12 protein-coding genes are annotated in these 20,008 nt (G+C 46.3%); 4 read left to right on the top strand and 8 right to left on the bottom strand.

The genetic code is table 11. From position 1 onward, the window contains the following. Window positions 1–259: 259 nt before the first annotated feature. A complete protein-coding gene (locus BUC01_RS04535; protein WP_025831616.1) occupies window positions 260–1,462 on the bottom strand; it encodes a hypothetical protein in 1,203 nt (400 codons plus the stop codon). A 163-nt stretch (window positions 1,463–1,625) separates the two neighbouring features. Between BUC01_RS04535 and BUC01_RS04530 the strand changes: the two genes are divergently transcribed. From BUC01_RS04530 to BUC01_RS04520, 3 genes are all read left to right on the top strand, one after another. Then, window positions 1,626–2,804, top strand: coding sequence for an ATP-binding protein (locus BUC01_RS04530; protein WP_025831615.1), 1,179 nt, complete (start codon window positions 1,626–1,628; stop codon window positions 2,802–2,804). Window positions 2,805–2,837: 33 nt separating this feature from the next. Further along, the gene (gene nifJ / locus BUC01_RS04525) at window positions 2,838–6,395 is read left to right on the top strand and encodes a pyruvate:ferredoxin (flavodoxin) oxidoreductase (RefSeq protein WP_073312871.1); all 3,558 of its coding nucleotides are present in this window, start codon (window positions 2,838–2,840) and stop codon (window positions 6,393–6,395) included. Between the two features lie 107 nt (window positions 6,396–6,502). After that, entirely contained in the window at window positions 6,503–6,691 is a 189-nt protein-coding gene (locus BUC01_RS04520; RefSeq protein WP_025831613.1) for a hypothetical protein, read from the top strand. A 79-nt stretch (window positions 6,692–6,770) separates the two neighbouring features. Here BUC01_RS04520 and BUC01_RS04515 read toward each other — a convergent pair whose 3' ends face one another. The 6 genes from BUC01_RS04515 to BUC01_RS04490 form a co-directional block, all read right to left on the bottom strand. Further along, window positions 6,771–7,655 (bottom strand): PfkB family carbohydrate kinase, encoded by an 885-nt coding sequence (locus tag BUC01_RS04515; protein WP_025831612.1) that lies wholly within the window; start codon window positions 7,653–7,655, stop codon window positions 6,771–6,773. A gap of 66 nt (window positions 7,656–7,721) precedes the next feature. Further along, window positions 7,722–10,487, bottom strand: coding sequence for a substrate-binding domain-containing protein (locus BUC01_RS04510; RefSeq protein ID WP_317044866.1), 2,766 nt, complete (start codon window positions 10,485–10,487; stop codon window positions 7,722–7,724). A 76-nt stretch (window positions 10,488–10,563) separates the two neighbouring features. Then, complete coding sequence (locus tag BUC01_RS04505) at window positions 10,564–12,033, bottom strand: DUF3843 family protein (RefSeq protein WP_025831609.1); 1,470 nt, start codon at window positions 12,031–12,033, stop codon at window positions 10,564–10,566. 130 nt (window positions 12,034–12,163) lie between these two features. Then, window positions 12,164–12,376, bottom strand: coding sequence for a hypothetical protein (locus tag BUC01_RS04500; protein ID WP_025831606.1), 213 nt, complete (start codon window positions 12,374–12,376; stop codon window positions 12,164–12,166). Between the two features lie 250 nt (window positions 12,377–12,626). After that, window positions 12,627–14,816: an alpha-galactosidase gene (locus BUC01_RS04495; RefSeq protein ID WP_025831604.1), complete on the bottom strand. Its 2,190-nt coding sequence runs from the start codon at window positions 14,814–14,816 to the stop codon at window positions 12,627–12,629. A gap of 42 nt (window positions 14,817–14,858) precedes the next feature. Next, the gene (locus BUC01_RS04490) at window positions 14,859–17,147 is read right to left on the bottom strand and encodes a TonB-dependent receptor domain-containing protein (RefSeq protein WP_025831602.1); all 2,289 of its coding nucleotides are present in this window, start codon (window positions 17,145–17,147) and stop codon (window positions 14,859–14,861) included. Between the two features lie 270 nt (window positions 17,148–17,417). Here BUC01_RS04490 and BUC01_RS04485 point away from each other — a divergent pair, with 270 nt between their 5' ends. Further along, window positions 17,418–19,025, top strand: a complete 1,608-nt coding sequence (locus tag BUC01_RS04485) for a DUF6377 domain-containing protein (RefSeq protein ID WP_025831600.1) — start codon at window positions 17,418–17,420, stop codon at window positions 19,023–19,025. A gap of 87 nt (window positions 19,026–19,112) precedes the next feature. On the opposite strand, the gene BUC01_RS04480 is transcribed toward BUC01_RS04485, so the two are convergent. After that, window positions 19,113–20,000 (bottom strand): carbohydrate kinase family protein, encoded by an 888-nt coding sequence (locus tag BUC01_RS04480; protein WP_073312866.1) that lies wholly within the window; start codon window positions 19,998–20,000, stop codon window positions 19,113–19,115. Window positions 20,001–20,008 lie beyond the last annotated feature (8 nt).

Here is a 20,008-nt window from a genome sequence, read left to right as displayed (position 1 = left end):
CTTGAGCTTTTCCTTCTCCAGCAAATATTCCATTCTGGGATCGTACATCGCCATCAGCGGATGTTGCAGATAGAAATTCCTTTTCATCTTTTCTTTATGTGTTAGTTTAAAGCCATAAAGATAAGAATAGCGTGTGGAATGGCTGGAGGTTACGAGAGGTTCCGTGAGGTTATGTGAGGTTAAATGAGGTTTCGTGAGGTTATGTGAGGTTAAATGAGGTTTCGTGAGGTTATGTGAGGTTCCGTGAGGTTCATGGAGGTTACCCCACCTCCACCCGCACATAAGCCCGGTACTTACTTTGAGGAGTTACCGGCACCAAAGACAAATAACCGGAAACGATCTTTCCGTTCTCCACTACCAAAGGATAATCCTTCATATCCTGTTCATGCCGCGCCCGCAAGGCTTCGGCAGAAGGGAAATTGTCGACATTAAAGATTCCTTTGCTACCGGGAACGACGAAATTATCATAAAGCTGACGGGCAACCATCCCCATAGTCATGCGCACATTAACTTCAACATGTGGATAAATGGCGTACGGATATCCTCTCTGATCCGGACAGATCATCATATCTATCCCCATAGGACCGGAATAATGCCTGCCATAAATTCCTTCTATAACTTTCTGCAAATACTCACGAATGCCCACAAATGCTTCCAAAGGGATATACCGTAGAATCCACTGTTCCACTTCCTCATTAGAAACCAACATATTACCACGATAAGCACCTTTCTCATCCGTAATAAAATGCGAGTAGCCGCTAAACAGTACCTTCCCCCTGCCATTGGAGTAGAATTCCATGGCAAAATCTCCCTCCTTTTTATATATAGGTTCCAGTATAAGAGCTCCGTGTTCCGCTAATTCCCGACGACACCAATCAGCCGTAGATTTCGCCAGACCGCGGCGACACCAACGCAACCCCTTTCCGCTGCCCGACCACACGGACTTGAACAGGTAGCCGTCCTTAAAATCATCGACTATATCCGGAACGCGGAATTCCTTTCCCTCTCCTGATATCAGAAAATGGCGTCCACAAACGCGTTTGAGGGTTTTATTCAGTTCAAACGTCAGAGCAAGAGCCATCCCATACGCACGGGAAGAGAGCATACGACACTCGCGCAACTCCGCTTCCATAGGAAGTTTATGTTCGGCGATGCCGCCTTTCAGCATCCGCTTGCGGAAAGCCAGATTCCATCCCCACGGCACGACTTGAGAGTCTGCATAATCGGGCAACTCCGGTTCGGTAACCAATTGTACGGAAAGGGGGAACAATTGTTTCATTTTTTGCAGGTAATCGGCGTTATAAGCCGAAGGAGCAAGTACCGCACTGCCGGGCTGAGCATACCAAACGGGTAATAAAGCAAGATCTTGAGTCATGCGGCGGACAGAGGCGGGAGCCATATAATTTTCCTCATTGTTAGCCAGTGCCATGTCTGTGTCGGGGTTAAATACGTAGAGTTTCATACACTTATAAATCTTTATTTTTTTGCGGGTGCAAACTTACGGAGAAAAACCTGATAAAGCAAATATATAAACTTAACTAAGAAAAAAGATATTTTGCCATCTCTACTTTGCAATTCTACAAAAAAGGTGTATATTTGTCGCCCGATAAACCGAATTTAACAGCATGGAAGCATTCTACCGCACACACGCCTATCTTGTTGAGCATACCAATGCCCCCGTTCGCCGTGACCTCATGGATGAGATCAACTGGAACGATCGCCTTATCGGTATTAAAGGAACGCGCGGTGTAGGTAAAACCACGTTTCTGCTGCAATACGCCAAAGAGAAATTCGGAACCGACCGTTCCTGTCTCTTTATCAATATGAACAATTTCTACTTTTCCAATTTCAGTATCGTTGATTTCGCATACGAATTCCAACGTCGCGGCGGAAAAGTATTGTTAATAGACCAGGTGTTCAAGCACCCGGACTGGAGTCGGGAACTCCGTATGTGCTACGACCGTTTCCCAAATCTGAAAATCGTCTTCACCGGTTCGTCCGTGATGCGACTGAAAGAAGAGAACCTGGAACTGCGTGACATCGTGAAGAGTTACAACCTGCGTGGTTTCTCTTTCCGCGAATACCTGAACCTGCAAACCGGAATGAAATTCCGCGCTTATACTCTGGAAGAGATTCTGAGCAATCACGAACAGATAGCCAAAGGTATTCTCTCCAAAGTACGTCCGTTGGATTACTTGCAGGATTACCTGCATCACGGTTTTTACCCTTTCTTCCTGGAAAAGCGCAATTTCTCGGAGAATCTGCTGAAGACCATGAACATGATGGTGGAAGTAGATATCTTGCTTGTCAAGCAGATCGAACTGAAATATCTTCCTAAAATAAAAAAACTGCTTTATATGCTGGCAGTAGACGGTCCGAAAGCACCGAACGTAAGCCAGTTGGCAAACGATATACAGACATCCCGTGCCACGGTGATGAACTACATCAAATATCTGGCAGATGCACGCCTCATCAATATGGTATATCCGAAGGGAGAAGAATTCCCCAAGAAGCCATCGAAGATAATGATGCACAACTCCAACCTGATGTATTCCATCTATCCCGTGAAAGTGGAAGAACAGGATGTGCTGGACACCTTCTTCGCAAACACCTTATGGAAAGACCATAAAGTGAACAAAGGCGACAAGAATATGTCGTTCCTGGTGGACGATGTGATGCCTTTCAAGATTTGTCCGGAAGGAATGAAGATTAAGAACAATCCCGGCGTCACCTACGCCCTGCACAAAGCGGAAATAGGAAGAGGGAATCAGATTCCACTCTGGATGTTCGGCTTTTTATATTGAGATTTATTCACTTAATAATAATTCAATTTAGTTATGACTAAACAGAAGAAATTCATTACTTGTGATGGTAACCAGGCTGCTGCGCATATCTCGTATATGTTCTCTGAAGTAGCTGCTATCTATCCCATCACTCCCTCTTCTACGATGGCTGAGTACGTAGACGAATGGGCTGCCGCAGGACGCAAAAACATCTTCGGCGAAACAGTATTGGTACAGGAAATGCAATCGGAAGCCGGTGCTGCCGGAGCCGTTCACGGTTCATTGCAAGCCGGTGCGTTGACTTCAACGTACACTGCATCTCAAGGTCTGTTGCTGATGATCCCGAATATGTACAAGATTGCCGGTGAATTCCTGCCTTGCGTATTCCACGTATCAGCCCGTACACTGGCTTCTCATGCTCTGTGTATCTTCGGTGACCACCAGGATGTTATGTCAACCCGTATGACAGGTTTCGCTATGTTGGCAGAAGGTTCTGTACAGGAAGTTATGGACCTCTCCGGTGTTGCTCACTTGTCAACTATCAAAGCTCGTGTACCGTTCGTTAATTTCTTCGACGGCTTCCGTACTTCTCACGAAATCCAGAAGATCGAGATGTTGGAAAACGACGATCTCGCTCCGCTGATCGACCAGGAAGCTTTGGCTGAATTCCGTGCCCGCGCATTGAATCCGATGAATCCGGTTGCCCGTGGTATGGCTGAAAACCCCGACCACTTCTTCCAACACCGTGAATCATGCAACAACTACTACGAAGCAGTTCCTGCTATTGTAGAAGAATACATGAATGAAATTTCTAAAATCACAGGACGTAAATACGGCTTGTTCGATTACTATGGTGCTGAAGACGCAGAACGCGTAATCATCGCTATGGGTTCTGTAACCGAAGCTGCCCGCGAAGCTATCGACCACTTGATGGCTAATGGCGAAAAGGTAGGTATGGTTGCCGTACACTTGTATCGTCCGTTCTCTGCTAAGCACTTCCTGGCTGCCGTGCCTAAGACTGCTAAGACTATCGCAGTTCTTGACCGTACGAAGGAACCGGGTGCTAACGGCGAACCGTTGTACCTCGATGTAAAAGACTGCTATTATGGTGCAGCTGATGCTCCGGTAATCGTAGGCGGCCGTTACGGTTTGGGTTCTAAGGACACTACTCCTGCTCAGATCATTGCCGTATTCAAGAATCTGGCTATGCCGATGCCGAAGAACCACTTCACTATCGGTATCGTAGACGACGTAACCTTCACTTCACTTCCTCAGGAAGAAGAAATCGCATTGGGCGGCGAAGGCATGTTCGAAGCTAAATTCTACGGACTGGGTGCTGACGGTACAGTAGGTGCTAACAAGAACTCTGTGAAAATCATCGGTGACAATACCGACAAACACTGCCAGGCTTACTTCTCTTATGACTCAAAGAAGTCAGGTGGTTTCACTTGTTCTCACTTGCGTTTCGGTGATACTCCGATCCGTTCTACATACTTGGTAAACACTCCGAACTTTGTGGCTTGCCACGTTCAGGCTTACCTGCACATGTATGATGTAACCCGTGGTTTGCGCAAGAACGGTACCTTCCTGCTGAATACAATCTGGGAAGGCGAAGAACTGGCTAAGAACCTGCCTACCCGCGTGAAGAAGTATTTCGCTAAAAACAACATCTCTGTATACTATATCAACGCAACTCAGATTGCACAGGAAATCGGTTTGGGTAACCGTACCAATACAATCCTGCAATCTGCATTCTTCCGTATCACAGGCGTAATTCCTGTTGACCTGGCTGTAGAACAGATGAAGAAATTCATCCAGAAGTCTTACGGTAAGAAGGGTGAAGATATCGTAAACAAGAACTATGCTGCCGTTGACCGTGGTGGTGAATACAAGCAATTGACCGTTGATCCTGCTTGGGTTAATCTGGCTGACGATGCTAAGACTGAAAACAACGATCCTGCATTCATCAACGAAGTAGTTCGTCCGATCAATGCACAGGACGGTGACTTATTGCCCGTATCTGCATTCAAGGGTATTGAAGACGGTACTTGGTATCAGGGTACAGCTAAATACGAAAAACGTGGTGTAGCTGCTTTCGTTCCTGAATGGAATGCTGAAAACTGTATCCAGTGTAACAAGTGTGCTTATGTTTGTCCTCACGCTTCTATCCGTCCGTTCGTTTTGGATGCTGAAGAGCAGAAGGGTGCAAACTTCGAAATGCTGAAAGCTGTAGGTAAAGTATTCGACGGCATGACATTCCGTATCCAGGTTGACGTTCTCGACTGTCTGGGTTGCGGTAACTGCGCCGACATCTGTCCGGGTAATCCGAAGAAGGGTGGCAAAGCTTTGACTATGAAACATCTGGAAAGCCAGTTGAACCAAGTTCCTAACTGGGATTACTGCGCTGAAAAGGTAGCAAGCAAGCAACATCTGGTTGATGTTAAAGCTAACGTAAAGAACTCTCAGTTCGCTACTCCGTTGTTTGAATTCTCAGGCGCTTGCTCCGGTTGTGGTGAAACTCCGTATGTGAAGTTGATCACTCAGTTGTTCGGTGACCGCGAAATGGTAGCTAATGCAACAGGATGTTCTTCTATCTACTCCGGTTCAGTACCTTCTACTCCTTATACTAAGAACGAAAAGGGTCAAGGTCCTGCTTGGGCAAACTCTCTGTTCGAAGACTTCTGTGAGTTTGGTTTAGGTATGGAGCTCGCTAATGAAAAGATGCGCAACCGTATCGTGAAACTGTTCAACCAGATTCTGGAAGGCGAAAATGCTCCTGCTGAAGCTAAGGAAGTATTGAAAGCATGGATTGAAAACATGTACGATGCAGACAAGACTAAAGAACTTGCACCTCAGATCGAGGCTATCATCGAGCAAGGCATCGCTGCCGGCTGCCCGATCAGCAAGGAACTGAAAGGCTTGACTCAATATTTAGTAAAACGCAGCCAGTGGATCATCGGTGGTGACGGTGCTTCTTACGATATCGGTTACGGTGGTCTTGACCATGTAATCGCCAGCGGTAAGGACGTTAACATCCTGGTTCTGGATACTGAGGTTTACTCTAACACAGGTGGTCAGTCTTCTAAGGCTACTCCGGTGGGTGCTATCGCTAAGTTTGCTGCTGCCGGTAAGCGTGTACGCAAGAAAGACCTCGGTCTGATGGCTACTACTTACGGTTACGTTTACGTAGCTCAGATTGCTATGGGTGCTGACCAGGCTCAGACTCTGAAGGCAATCCGTGAAGCTGAAGCTTATCCCGGACCGTCACTCATCATCGCTTACGCTCCGTGTATCAACCACGGTTTGAAGGCAGGTATGGGTAAGAGCCAGGCTGAGGAAGAAAAGGCTGTTAAGTGTGGTTACTGGCACTTGTGGCGTTACAACCCGGCTTTGGAAGCTGAAGGCAAGAATCCGTTCCAGTTGGATAGCAAAGAACCGGATTGGGCTGGCTTCCAGGACTTCCTGAAGAGCGAGGTTCGTTACTCATCAGTAATGAAGCAATATCCTTCGGAAGCTGCTGAACTGTTCCAGGCAGCTGAAGACAATGCTAAGTGGCGTTACAACAGCTACAAGCGTTTGGCGCGTGAAAACTGGGGTGCAGATGCTGAATAATTTCAGTCATTGAAATAAGAAAATATAAACTCTGAAAAATGAAGGCTGCACCGCGAACCGGTTGTAGCCTTTATTTGTTTCTAAATCAAATTAAAACAACGAACATTATGATCGGATTTATTATTTGGATTATCGGTGTAGTGCTTGCCGTCAAAGCAGTACTCGAAATTATGAGATGGAATGTGGATGGAGTGAAAAAACTATTGGTTGCCATCCTTGTATTGCTGACTAGCTGGATAGGTCTGGCTGTCTATTACTTCTGGGGAAGGGAAAACTTGCCGCAGATGTTGAAATAAGCAAGTATTGTTGTAAACTGTAGTATCTCAAATTTCCCTCCTCCCCGGGAGAAGAATTTGAGATACTATTTGATTGATATTATTGACTGATAACTGTTCCTATCAGTTCCAGAACTTCCTCTTCCGTTCCGCTGAACGGACCATAGCTTTGCAACTTCACCGAACACATAGCGGCAGCAAAGCAACCGGCCTCCTGATAGGAAGCGCCTTTATTACGCATATAAAGATAACCCGCCATATAAGTATCTCCGCAACCGGTAGCATCTGCCACATTCTCCACCGGATAGGCAGGTATTTCATAAAAACGTCCGTCTACATAGATAAGCGAACCTTTATCCCCCAATGTCAGCAATACTTCTTTGACTCCCCAATCCGCCAGTTTCAATGCGGCATCATAAGGATCCACACACTGCGTAAGAACCTCCATCTCATACTCATTGGCTTTTAGGATATGGATATACTTCAAAGCCTCCTCTTTCTCGGTCCAGTCCACTGCCAGCACTTCTTCATCCCGCACTTCACGCAAGTAGCCTTGCACATCAAGAGAAAGCAAACCTTTGCCAGCAAGAGACTTGATGACCTCCAACGAGAAATCGTCTGCCAACAGGCTGCCCAAATGATAGATACGGGCATTCACATCCTGCAGACTTTCAACCGTGAAAGGATCGGCTTTCGCCGTCACACGCTGTTTCCGTTCGTTGGTATCCTCACCATAAATATTCTCAAAACAGATAGAACGGGCACTGGGAAGAACTTTCACTTCAATACCTTCTTTCCTCAAATCATCTACCACCGGCATTTCGCTATTCGCCAAAGCAGTGACAAGTTGAAAACCTTCTGTACTTAAATGTTTGATGGCATGTGCAAAATAGAAAGATGTTCCCCCCGGCATGTGCACTGTCTTTTTCGGAGTAACTACTTTATCCAAAGTAATATATCCAATGCAACAAAGATTGTATTTCATAAAATGTCTATTCCTGTTTCAGACTACAAAAGTAGGCAATTATTATTGTTTCCTCCCCCTGTAAAGCTATAAATTCTTTCTCTTTAAGAAATCCGTAGGACTTTCACCGAATTGCTCCTTGTAACACTTCGTGAAATAAGAAGGAGAAGAGAAACCAACCTCATAGGCAATCTCCGCAATCGTCATCTCCGAAGAAGCAAGCAGAGAAGCCGCCTTTTTGAGGCGAGCCTGACGCAGCAGTTCATTGGGCGCATAGTTGGTGAGTGACTTCAACTTACGGTAAAGTTGTACACGGCTCAATCCCATATCCTTGCCCAAGTCCTCTACATTCAGTTCCGCGTCTCTCATCTTCTCTTCCACAAGAGCCTTGAAACGGGAAACGAAATCCTTATCCATATCGCTGATATTCTCTTTCGCCAACGTCTGGTTATCACCGAAGAACTGTCGAAGCTGACGACGGGAATCTATCAGATTACGGATACGGGACAAGAGCAATTGCGAATTGAAAGGCTTGGAGATATAAGAGTCCGCACCTCCATTGTATCCTTGGATGCGTTGCTCGTCGAGCGAACAGGCAGTGAGAAGAATGACAGGGATATGGCTAGTTTGCAATTCTGTTTTCAGACGGCGGCAACACTCCACACCATCCATACCGGGCATCATTACATCGGAAACAATCACGTCGGGGACGTACTTCATGGCAAGGCGTATGCCTGTAGCTGCTTCCGGTGCGTCCAGTACCCGATATTCTTCGGCGAGCAGCGTCTTTACATAATGACGGATATCGGCATTATCATCAATAACCAATACTGTGGGACGTCCCGTTGCTCCTGCCTCCTCTTCATCAGCCGATAACTCGCTTTCCACTAACGTAGCGGAAACTTCCGTCTCTTCGGCAGGCAGCGTCACCACGGTAGGATGATATTGGGAAATGCTCTGAGCCGGAAGAAGGACGGTAAATGTCGTTCCCTTCTCATCACTCTGAGCAGTGATTTGCCCGCCATGCATTTCTACAAAGGCGCGTACAAGAGCCAGTCCGATGCCTGTGCCCGCCTGATGACCATCTATCTGATAGAAACGCTCAAAGATGGCATCCACTTCCTGGGAGGAAACGTAGCTGCCGGAGTTGAAGACAGAGAAGCGAAGGCTCGCGACATCGGCTTGCAGGCTCACGACTATCTTTCCATTCTCAGGGGTATACTTCACGGCATTGGACAACAGGTTGAAGTAGATGCGCTCCATCTTCTCGCAGTCCGCCATGATGCGGAAATCCACATCGGGCATGGCTTCGAAGGAGAAAGAGATATGTTTTTTCAGCAGGGCCATGCGGAAGGAATCGTTCCAGCTACGGAAATTGCCCAACAGGTCGAAAGGCTCCAGATGAAGTTCCATACGCCCATTCTCCACCTTACGGAAATCGAGGATTTGATTGACAAGGCGAAGGAGAATATTCACATTCTTCTTCATCAGTTCCAACAACTGGCGGGGACGTTCTCCGAGGGATTTATCAGTAAGAAGCTGTTCGATAGGGTCGGCAATCAGTGTCAGCGGAGTACGGAAATCGTGGGAAACATTGGTAAAGAAAACCAGTTTGGCATGGGTGGCCGCTTCCAATTCGTGGGATAGTTGTTCCAGTTGCTCCTTCTGCTGGATGAGTTGTTCCTTTTGCTGGGTTAGTTGTAGCTTTTGGAGTTCCAGTTTCTCCTTTTGGCGGGAAAGTTCGCGGTTCAGACGATTCTTGGTGCGCAAAGAAATATAAACGGCAACCAACAGGCCAATGACCAGTAAAAGTACCAGGAGACTACCATACAGTACTACTTGCTGCGTTGCATAACGGTCAAGATAATGGTTCATCTTTCCGTTCAGGGTTTCTATCTTTCCGTCAAGGGTGGCGATGTGCGTGGTCTGCATCTGCATTATCTGGGCGTTGGTGGCATCCACAACGGAAGTACTCAATATGGTCTCGCGCGGAAAACCGCGTTTGTTCAAGATATCCATGGCCATCTGTATCACCCGGTCGCCACCGGTAGGGTAAATAAACGTGGCATCCAGTTCTCCTTTCAACACCTGTTCCACGCCGTAGCCTTCACCGGACAGGGCATCCGTACCGATGAAGCGCATCTCTCCCGCCCTGCCTTTCTGCCGGGCAACGGCATAAGCACCTGCCGCCATACGGTCATTCTGGGCATACACCACATCTATCTGAGGGAAGTGTGCCAGCAAGGTATCCATTTTCTGCCCTGCTTCGGAGCGTAACCATCCGGCATCTTCACTTGCCAGAAGTTTAATACCGGGATAAGGTGAAATGGCGGAGACAAATCCCTGATGGCGGTCCATCGCCGGTGTGGAACCTGTCAAGCCTGATATTTCCACTACATTACCTTGCCCCTGAAGCATATTAACCACGTAGCGGCCTATCGCCTTTCCTATTTCATAATTGTCCGCACCGATGTAAGCGGTGTATTTGTCGGAAAGTATCTTACGGTCGAATACAATGACGGGAATTCCCCGGTCGTAGGCTTCTTCCACCACCGGAGTAATAGGAGCGGCTTCGTTGGGAGCAACTACAAGCAAATCTACACCTTCTTCTATAAAGTTACGGATGTCTTCTATCTGGCGGACATTGTCATCCTTCACGGTACGGATGTCCACCTCTACCCCATCGTAAAAGAGTGCTTCACGCAGCATCTCGTTATTCATCTGATGGCGCCATTCATCATCACTGCACTGCGATACCCCGATACGGAAACGAGGCTCATTCCGGGTACACGAAGCCAATAATCCTCCAATAAAAACCGGTATCAATATCAACAGCCAATAAATTCTTCTCATCTTCATTGTATTAGGTCAAAGTACCGAAAAAGTCTATATGCAAGAGGAGGCAAAAGTCACTTTGAGCATCCCCTCCTTAATATTTATATCTACGGCTGAAACGGGCCACAAAATCAATATTCTCCTGAATTAATTGCCGCCCACGTTCGGAGCCTTGCAGCGAATTAATCTGTGCATCAGGCAGCATCTGGCGTTCCAACAGATAGTAAAGCATTTCTTTTGATGTCATAGACGGTTCAACTATAACTTTAAGTGCCTGCCTCTTCGCCTGCTCCGGATTATAATAAGGATTCCGCTCATCCTTTATATAAAGGGCTCCATCCGGAAGAATAGAAAGTTGCCCGTCCGGAAGAATAAAGACTGCAATGTTCCTGCCATTTTCCATCCTTTCCGTTGGCACAAAATCCGGAGAAAATCCAATGTGCTTACCCAGCCATTGCATCAAATCCTCACAGCCGGCAAAGTAAATCAACGGGTAGTTTCCAGTCACTTGCAGCAATTTATCATACAATTCCCGGTCGCTCGCTTTCTCCTCTTCCTGCTCCTCACGCATCTTATAAAAAACTTCGCTACTCTCAACCCATGAGGTTATGCCGCAAACCTGCCAGTTATCACTATCATAAAAAGCCAAAGAAGTGAGCAATGCGTTATGCTTCTCCAGAATGTCATCCTGCAAAGAATCCATGGACGAACGGTCTACCGTATAAACTGTTCCATCCAGGCTTTCCACTACCAGTACATCCGCATCATGCTCCTTCAGCAAATACAGATTATAGGGCAAACACTTTATGCCGGCCAATAACTCCGCTTCCCGGTTCATGCCCTTGCTTTTCAGTATATATTGTGCCCATTCGGGTACGGTCAATGCCAAAGGGCCTATTTTGGAATTAATAGCCAAATAAGACGCCACAGCATAATCTCTTACGTTATCGTCTTCTAACATTTCGGAGAATTCTTCATCCACCTCATCCTGGTGATCCCATTCACGTTCGTCCTGCAACAGATAGGCGCTCCTATAAAACTGTGCACACCAATCTTTCAGCAAATAGAAATCTTCAAACCATTCGGACTTATACATTTTCTCTACCAGTTCCGTATTGATGGGTGCATTCTCAAACTCTTTATCCAACAGGGCATACAGCTTATCCGCCAGTTGCATCAGTCCCGGATTTTCAGGATTGATAAAAACTCCTTTCTGATATTGCTGTACGCCCATCCATATGAGGAAACAAATATCTTCCAGGTTTATTTCATCCGCATAATATTGCGATTCATCCACGTTATAGAAAGGCAGATACTTGCCATACATTTCCTTATGGGCCGTAACAAAAGCACGCCATATCCCCACATCGGAAATAACATCTTCAAAATAGAAAGTAATGAGTTTCGCCAGATTGTGCTGTTCAAAATCCGTTAATAGGTCATTAAGATCGGCAAAACGTATATAATCGCGTATTCTGTTAGCCAGCTTCACATAATAGGTATCCGAAGCTGATGCTACCGCAAACCAATGCCCTAATCTCCATTCACTACCGATAATCTTCATTGCAATTTAATTTTATCTGTTTATTCATGCAGGAGTATTCTGCAACGATGACAAATATACTTCCAAAATGCGAAACAGCAAAGCATTGAAGATAAATTCAAACGATAGCTTAATAGTTCAGCCCGAACTATTAAGACCATAGATACTCTAATCCCTTAGCCAAACCATAATTATACGCATCTTCCAATCCGTCACCGGTAATAGTGTAATAATCCACTCCCATATCTTTCAGTTCATAATCAGGTTTTATAAAATGAATCGTAGTACCTGGACGCCTGAGGCTGCTTCTTCCGTCTTCACCCGGCTGGTCGCTATTAACAGGCGCCCAGCTGACGGTTCCCATAGATGCTCCTTAATCTCTGCCGACAACCGTTGTATAGATTGCAGCATAGCACCACTTTGAGAACACCATGCGTGAACACATTCTTATATCCACCCGACATACAACATATAGCGATATCATCCATATTTTTTAGGGTATTAGTATCGCAAATATAAAAATAAATTGCACTATCACAGTGCAATTTATTAAATATTCTGCACAGTGACAGTGCAAATCAAGATAATGAAAGAAAAACTTCGTCAGCAGCCTATCATTGAGCAGTCAGCTCAACAACCCGACTCTGAGTTTGTCCTAACCCCAATACATCCAACCCGACTTTCATCAGATAATCACCGGAATATACTTTTCCATTAGCTACCAACCCGGAAGTCGCGGCAGGCATCAAGTTGATTTCTTCCACTTTATACTGTTTGTTCGGATCCAGACCTTGCAATTTCACCGCCAGCAGCTTTTCCTGAAAGCGCGGATGAATGTCATAAGCAAACAGAACCGCCTTGTTTGTATCTTTACTTACATAGTTCAGCGCCATATGATTCCCTTCATACGGAGAAACCAAACGATACTGGTCACCATCCATTATAGCGTTCTGGAGACGTTTCCAGTTGGCTACCGCTGTCTGGCAATAAGTCAGTTCATCGGCAGTAAGTTCTTTCAGACCGATATCGAAACCAAGTTTGCACATGGAGGCCACGTCGGTGCGGAACTTTATGGAAGTCGCCTTGTTCCAACTCGTCACATGGGCATCCATAGCCTTTGCGGGAAAGAACTGGGAGAAGCCCCACTGGATATAGACACGTTCCACCGGATCGGTATTGTCACTGCACCAAAACTCTGTGAAGTACTTCAATGCTTCGTAATCACAACGTGCACCGCCACCGGAACAAAGCATCATCGGGACATTGGGATAATTCGCCTTTACACGTTTCAGAACATTATAGATACCGCGGACATGATCAATATACAACTGTCCCTGTTTATTCTTCAAATATGGGGAATAGATATTGGTGATGGGGCTGTTGCAATCCCACTTGAAGAAAGCGACATCGGGATTTTCCTGCATAATGTTTTCTACAACGCCATATACATAATCCTGCACTTTCGGGTTGCTAAGATCCAGTACCAACTGATTGCGGTAATAATACGTTTCGCGGTTAGGCAGTTGGATGGCCCAGTCCGGATGTTTCTCAAAGAGTTCGCTCTTGGGGTTCACCATTTCCGGTTCAATCCAGATGCCGAACTTCACATCCGCATCTTTGGCAGCTTTTACTAAGGCGGGAATACCACCGGGCAGTTTATCGTGGGTCACTTCCCAATCGCCCAAACCGGCATGGTCATTCTTACGCGGGTATTTATTGGCAAACCAGCCGTCGTCCAACAGGAACATATCCACTCCCAAATGCTTGGCTTCCTTCATCAACTCGGCAAGTATCTCCTGATTGAAATTGAAACCTGTATTTTCCCAGTTATTCAAAAGGGTCAAACGGCTGCCTTTACCATCTTTCAGACTATAGTTGCGTGCCCATTCGTGCAGATTGCGACTGCCTTGCGAGGCACCATCATAACTTAAAGTGAAAATGAATTCGGGAGTGGTGAACACTTCATTCGGTTTCAGTTCGTAGTTCGATGCATAAGGGTTGATGGCAGGGATTACGCGCAGGTTGCCCACATTGTCCACTTCGAAAGTGAAACGGAAGTTGCCCGTCCAGCCCAGTGTACCCATCAAGACATCGCCCTGGTGTTCGTTCACCGGTTGGTCCAGTCCCACTTCAAAGAAGGGATGGGTGTGCATGGCAGCACGGCTTCCCAGCTTCGTGTCAATCACTTTCTTGCCAAACTGCAATTGCTGACTGCTCATCTGCGCTTCTTTTGCCCAGTCACTGCTGAACTCGGTCAGGTAATAGTTGGAATTATTGAAGTAGAGCATGGTGGAGGCATAGGTGGAGAGCATGACAGGTTTCTTCTCCTGATGCTTTATCTCGCTCCACGTCTTGATGACGTTCTCTTTGGGATAGGCCACATAATGCAGTGCCACGTCTACCGGATACTGGTTATCGCGCAGGTTTATCACGGTTTCCGTACCACCTTCTACAGGCTTGGACGAGGAAGAAACGTAATAAAGAATCGTCGACGGATTGCCGTCATTATGAGTGATGGCGATGGCAGGTTCAAAGTAATCTTCATTGCCGGAACCACTATACACTTCCCAGCCGCGCTTGCTCACACTACCGTCCGACCCGGCATGTATATTCCAACGGAAGTTCTGCAAATCCTGCTGATGCAAGAGTTTCTCGCCCAGATACGTTTGATACAAGCGACCGTTTTCGCCTACCTGGAGCACCAGGTCGGTGTTGTCCGTAGAAATGCGGATAGTTTCTTTTTCCGCTGCATGGGCATACGTCAGGGATGCGAATGCAAAGAGAGTTACGAGTAAATTTTTCATGGTGTACGATGAATTTAGTTACAAAAATAGATTAAATATAATTTAGAATGAAAGACTTGCGCTGAATTCCAGAGTGAGCGGGCGCAAATAATTACCGCTCATATAGTGATCCTTGAACTTTCCGGCTTCTTCCTTGCTCAACAGTTCGGCACCGTTGATAGTGCCGCTGGCACCCTTCTGATTCAAGAAGTTCACAACCGTAGCTCCCAAGGAGAGATGCTTGTTCACCTTCCAGTTTACGCCGCCGAAGGTTTCCCAACGGCCGTTGAAGTAGAGGGCATTGGTCAGATTGGCATACGTCTTTCCGAAATAACGGAAGCTGAGCCATACGCGCAGGTCGGGAGTAATGTTGTAGCTGGGATCTATTTCAGCAAGTACCTGCGGAATTTCTTTCACGATGTTGCCGTTGGCATTTAGGTCGGGCACTCCTTCAAAGGGGGACTTGATGAAATAGTTGTTATAGGTCGGCTTCTGGTAAGTGAACAGGGCATGCAGGTGGAAACCTTTGAACGGATTGATTTCTGCCGAGGTAGTCCAGCCCAGGGTCTTGATGTCGTATATTAATAAGGTGGTTTTGGATTGCGTCGTACCGGGTTTCGTTACGTTCTGCTGGTCGATGTTGTTCGACTTGGAGATATATGTAATCATGGAAGTCAGGTTCATCCAGTTGTTATGATAAAACAATCCGCCACGCAGCAAAGGGATGGTGACACGCTTGTACTGTTCCTCGGTGGGACCTGTTCCGGCATACTCGTTGATGCGGGGGAAACGGGTGGCAATGGTTCCATCGGCTGTAAGACCGAAGTTCTTTGTTATCTTATAAGTGAATTGTGCGGTTGCTGCATAATTCAGCTTGTCTTTTACCACTTTATGGGGTTCTATCTTTTCAGTAGAAAGTATGTTGCCGTCATTGTCCGTATATGAATGGGTATCGCCGATATGAAAACCAGCATAACGTCCGTAAGGTATCTGGTCGGCAGACATACGGTAGTATTCCAGGCGGGCACCGTAATAAACATTAAGCTTCGGAGTTACTTGCCAGTTGTCCGTGAAGTAGGCAGCCAGTTTGTTTTCAGTTCCTTTGGTATATTCCGGACTTAGCTCATTGAAACCTCTGAACTTATTGGTGCTTCCGTCGGCTTCCCGGCGATTCAGTATCTGCGGGTATTCAGTAACGGTTCCTATCCACTGGAAAGAGGAAGAATGATAATCCAGGTGGTAGTACCACTCGTTCAACCCTAACCTCATATCGTGGTTGCCCACTTTCTTTTTCAGTTCGGAAGTAAGCAGGACGTTCTTCACTTTGCCGAAGTGCAACCAGGTGCGTCTTCCTTCCACCAGTCCGGTGTAGGCTTCTTTGGAGTCATCCAGGAAAAGACCATCTGTTACAGTCGCCTCGCTGATATTACTACCGCCAAAGTCTACATAATTGGCTTCGGGGGCATTCATGAATTTGGCGTTAAGTGTCCAGTTCAAATTATTGCGGAAGGTATAGTCGAATAGCATAGCTACTTCATGCGCCTTGTTTCCGGTGAAATCGCCAAAGCGTCCGCTTTTCATCTTACCATCCGTCACATCCATGTACTGAAAACGTCCACCTTCGGGAGCATACGAGGAAGTCCCCAGCTTGAAGCCCGGAATTTCTTTCACGCTGCCATCGCCTACATAAATAAAGGGAGCCGCGTTAATCATCGAGCCGAGCGCATTGCTTTTCGAGAATTTATAAATGACGGAGAACTTCCCACGGTTGTTATTGAACAGCCGGGTCAATCCGGCGTGATAGAGCTGAGTACGGTCGCTGAAGTTTTCAAACTTAGGGGCGAAGCTGCCCGGGTCGAAATTCTGATAAATGCTGGCGGTATACAACCAATGGTCGCCAATGCCACCGGATACATTCATGTCCACATTCTGCCAGCCGAAGTGGTTGGTGTGGTAATTCAGTACTCCTTTGAATTCTTTCTGCCCTAACTTGGAGAAAGCGTTCACCGAATAAGCGATGTTTCCGGTAGTGATGGCAGATTCGGACGGGTTCATCAGCCCCACCTCGCCCAGGCTGGCATCGCTGCGCCAATGGGTAGCCAGTTTGTGTACAGCCGAAGAGTATACGGCAGGTAGTCCGTTCTCATATACATTCACATCCTCACTGGGGAGTCCGATTTGAATTTCACGGGGTTTGTTGGCATCCGAAGCATTCAGCATCACATTGCGTTCACTGCCTTCCGATTTCTTTGTACTAATGGTGTCGTTTACTTCCACCGGATTGCTTGCCATTGCAGAAGAAGCGAATGAGAGTATCATCGGTATGACACAAGAAAAGAGATTGACTTTCATAATATTCATTGATTTAAAATTAAACATTCTGAAGAAGGAACCGGAGAGGATTTCACTCCTTGTCTTTCAACGAGGGCAAAGTTAGGGGGTATAATAACGTACTGTTTCTGCAGGTAGCCGCCAGGTAGATTGACAGGAGAGGGACACAAAGGATAAACTGCTTATAATTAATCATTTGTCAGCACCCATTTTAGAAAAGCAAGTAGATGTACCCGTTTACCGGAAACTTTTGTTATCTTTGTATTTGTCTACTTTTAATGAATATACCCTATGAAGAAATGCTTATTATCGGGATTATTTCTGTTATTCGTACTCCTGCCTTTCCGTGCTGCAAATAGAATTGACTTGTCCGGAGAGTTGGAAGCTGCCTTGAAACTGCGCAGTCAATATTCACATCAGAAGGAGGCACGGATTGACAGTCTCAAGCATTTACTCTATCCGGCTATGGGAGATGATGAGCGTTTCCGGTTGTACAACGCCATTTATGAGGAATATTATACTTACCGGTTCGATTCGGCGATGTTCTACGTAGACCGGGAAGAAGAAGTGGCTACGCAACTTTCCAATCCTGCCTATCGCAACCTGAGCATCATTCACCGTTCCATACTCCTCTCCACTTCGGGATATTTCAGCGAATCCATTCAAAATCTGAAACAGATAGACAGCCGCACGTTGGACGATGCATTGCGGATAGAATATTATACCGCTTACGAATGGGCTTACAGTATGTGGGCCGAATATTCCAACGATAAAGTATATGCTCCCCGTTATTATGAAAAGGAGATGCTTTATCAGGATTCACTTATCAGTGTCCTGCCCGCCGGTTCACCGCTGCATCATTATTGGAAAGGTGAGAATCTCTATCGCCACCGCAGGTATGCCGAAGCGGAAGATTACTATAAAAAAGCATTGGAAGGATTGCCAGTCAATGTCCGGTTGTATGCCATGGTGACTTACGGACTGGCATTGGTGTACTCACAAACCAATAATTGGGAAGAATATGAAAATTACCTGATAATGGCAGCCATCTCCGATCAGGTGTGCCCGTTGAAAGAGAATCTAGCTTTACAGGAACTGGCTCTATATATCTTCAAGAACAGAAGCGGAGAAGTTTCACGTGCGAACCGTTACTTAAACCATTCTCTGAAAGATGCCATGTTCTACAACAACCGCCTCCGTATGCTCGAAATAGCGAGGAAGTTTCCCTCCATCGTGCTTTCCTATCAGGAACAGAATCTTATCAAAAGTCAGCGGTTACAATGGTCACTGATATGTATCAGTCTCTTGTCTATCGGACTGGTGGTTTCCCTGGTTTATATTTACCGGCAGATGAACCAGTTGCATAAGCGGAGAAAGATATTGGCGGATATGAACCAGGAACTGCAACATCTGAATAAAGCGTTGGTAGATACAAATCATACGCGCGAGGAGTATGTGAGTCTGTTTATGGATTTATGTGCCGCCTACATAGATAAACTGAATAAATACCAGGATTTAGTGAAGCGCAAGGTAAAGGCAAAGCAAACGGACGATTTACTGAGACTGGCCAATGCAACCAAGCTTTCGGACACGGATGCCAAAGAGTTCTTCGTAAACTTCGATACGGCTTTCCTGAATCTGTATCCCAACTTTATAAAGGAATTTAATTCCCTGTTGCGCGAAGGAGAAGAGATTATACCCAAGCGGGGGGAAATCCTGACTACGGAACTTCGCATTTTTGCTTTAATACGGATGGGGATTAAGGATAGTTCCAAGATAGCCACTCTCCTGTTCTATTCCCCGCAGACGATTTATAATCACCGGAGTGTGGTGAAAAATAAGGCAAAGATGAGGGATAGTTTTGAGAAACAGGTGGAGGAGCTTTGTGCGGTGATATAGGTGCTATAAATCAATCTCCTTTACCATTACCATATCAGAACAGTAATGATAAAGGAGAAAATAATCTAATTGTAACCTCTCAGGAGCTTAGTCCAATCTACTCTTAAAAGCAGCCGGTAACTCCGGCATAGCCCCGCTCTGTGTACAAACATAGGCAGAAACTTCCACCGCCAACTTATGAGCCTCAGGCACCGGCTTTCCGCTAAGTATGGCAGACGTGAAAGCCGCAGTAAACGAATCTCCCGCACCAACGGTATCGGCAACCGGAACCTTCGGAGTATCCTGGAAAGACACAACGCCCGGAGTAAACACATAACTGCCGTTCGTGCCGCAAGTCAGAATCAACATTTTCAGATTATATTTAGCCAGGAGTATCCAGCATTTATCCTGCAAGTCAATCCCCGGATAGCCGAAGATACGGCTAATAGTCACCAACTCCTCATCATTGATTTTAAGAATGTTGCAACGGCGCATAGACTCGCAAAGTATCTCTTTCGTATAGAACCCCTGGCGGAGATTGATATCGAAAATCTTAATCTGTTCATCCCCGTCGGGCATCGTATCCAGAAAACGCTGGATAGTGGCACGACTCACCGGGCTGCGCTGTGCCAGCGAACCGAAACAAACCGCACGGGTGGAAAGAGCCAGGCGTTTCAGTTCGTCAGTAAAGGGAATGTTATCCCAAGCCACGCCTTCTTTGATCTCATAACAAGGAACACCCACAGCATCCAGAGTTACCTGCACCGTACCTGTAGGATAATCCACCTGCTCTATCTGGCAAGCCAGCTTCTTTTGGGCAAATACATCCAATATTTCTTGACCGTCAGCATCACGCCCCACGGCACTCACCACACGGCTGTCGAAACCAAACTGTGAAACATGATATGCAAAGTTGGCAGGCGCACCGCCTATTTTCTTTCCTTCGGGCAGCACATCCCAAAGTGCTTCACCCATTCCTACGATGATTTTATTCATGATACTCG

Source organism: Bacteroides stercorirosoris (genome assembly GCF_900142015.1).
In the GTDB taxonomy this organism is placed as follows: Bacteria; Bacteroidota; Bacteroidia; order Bacteroidales; family Bacteroidaceae; genus Bacteroides; species Bacteroides stercorirosoris.
Note: the sequence above shows the minus strand (reverse complement) of the source record. Positions and strands in the feature narration are given on the sequence as shown.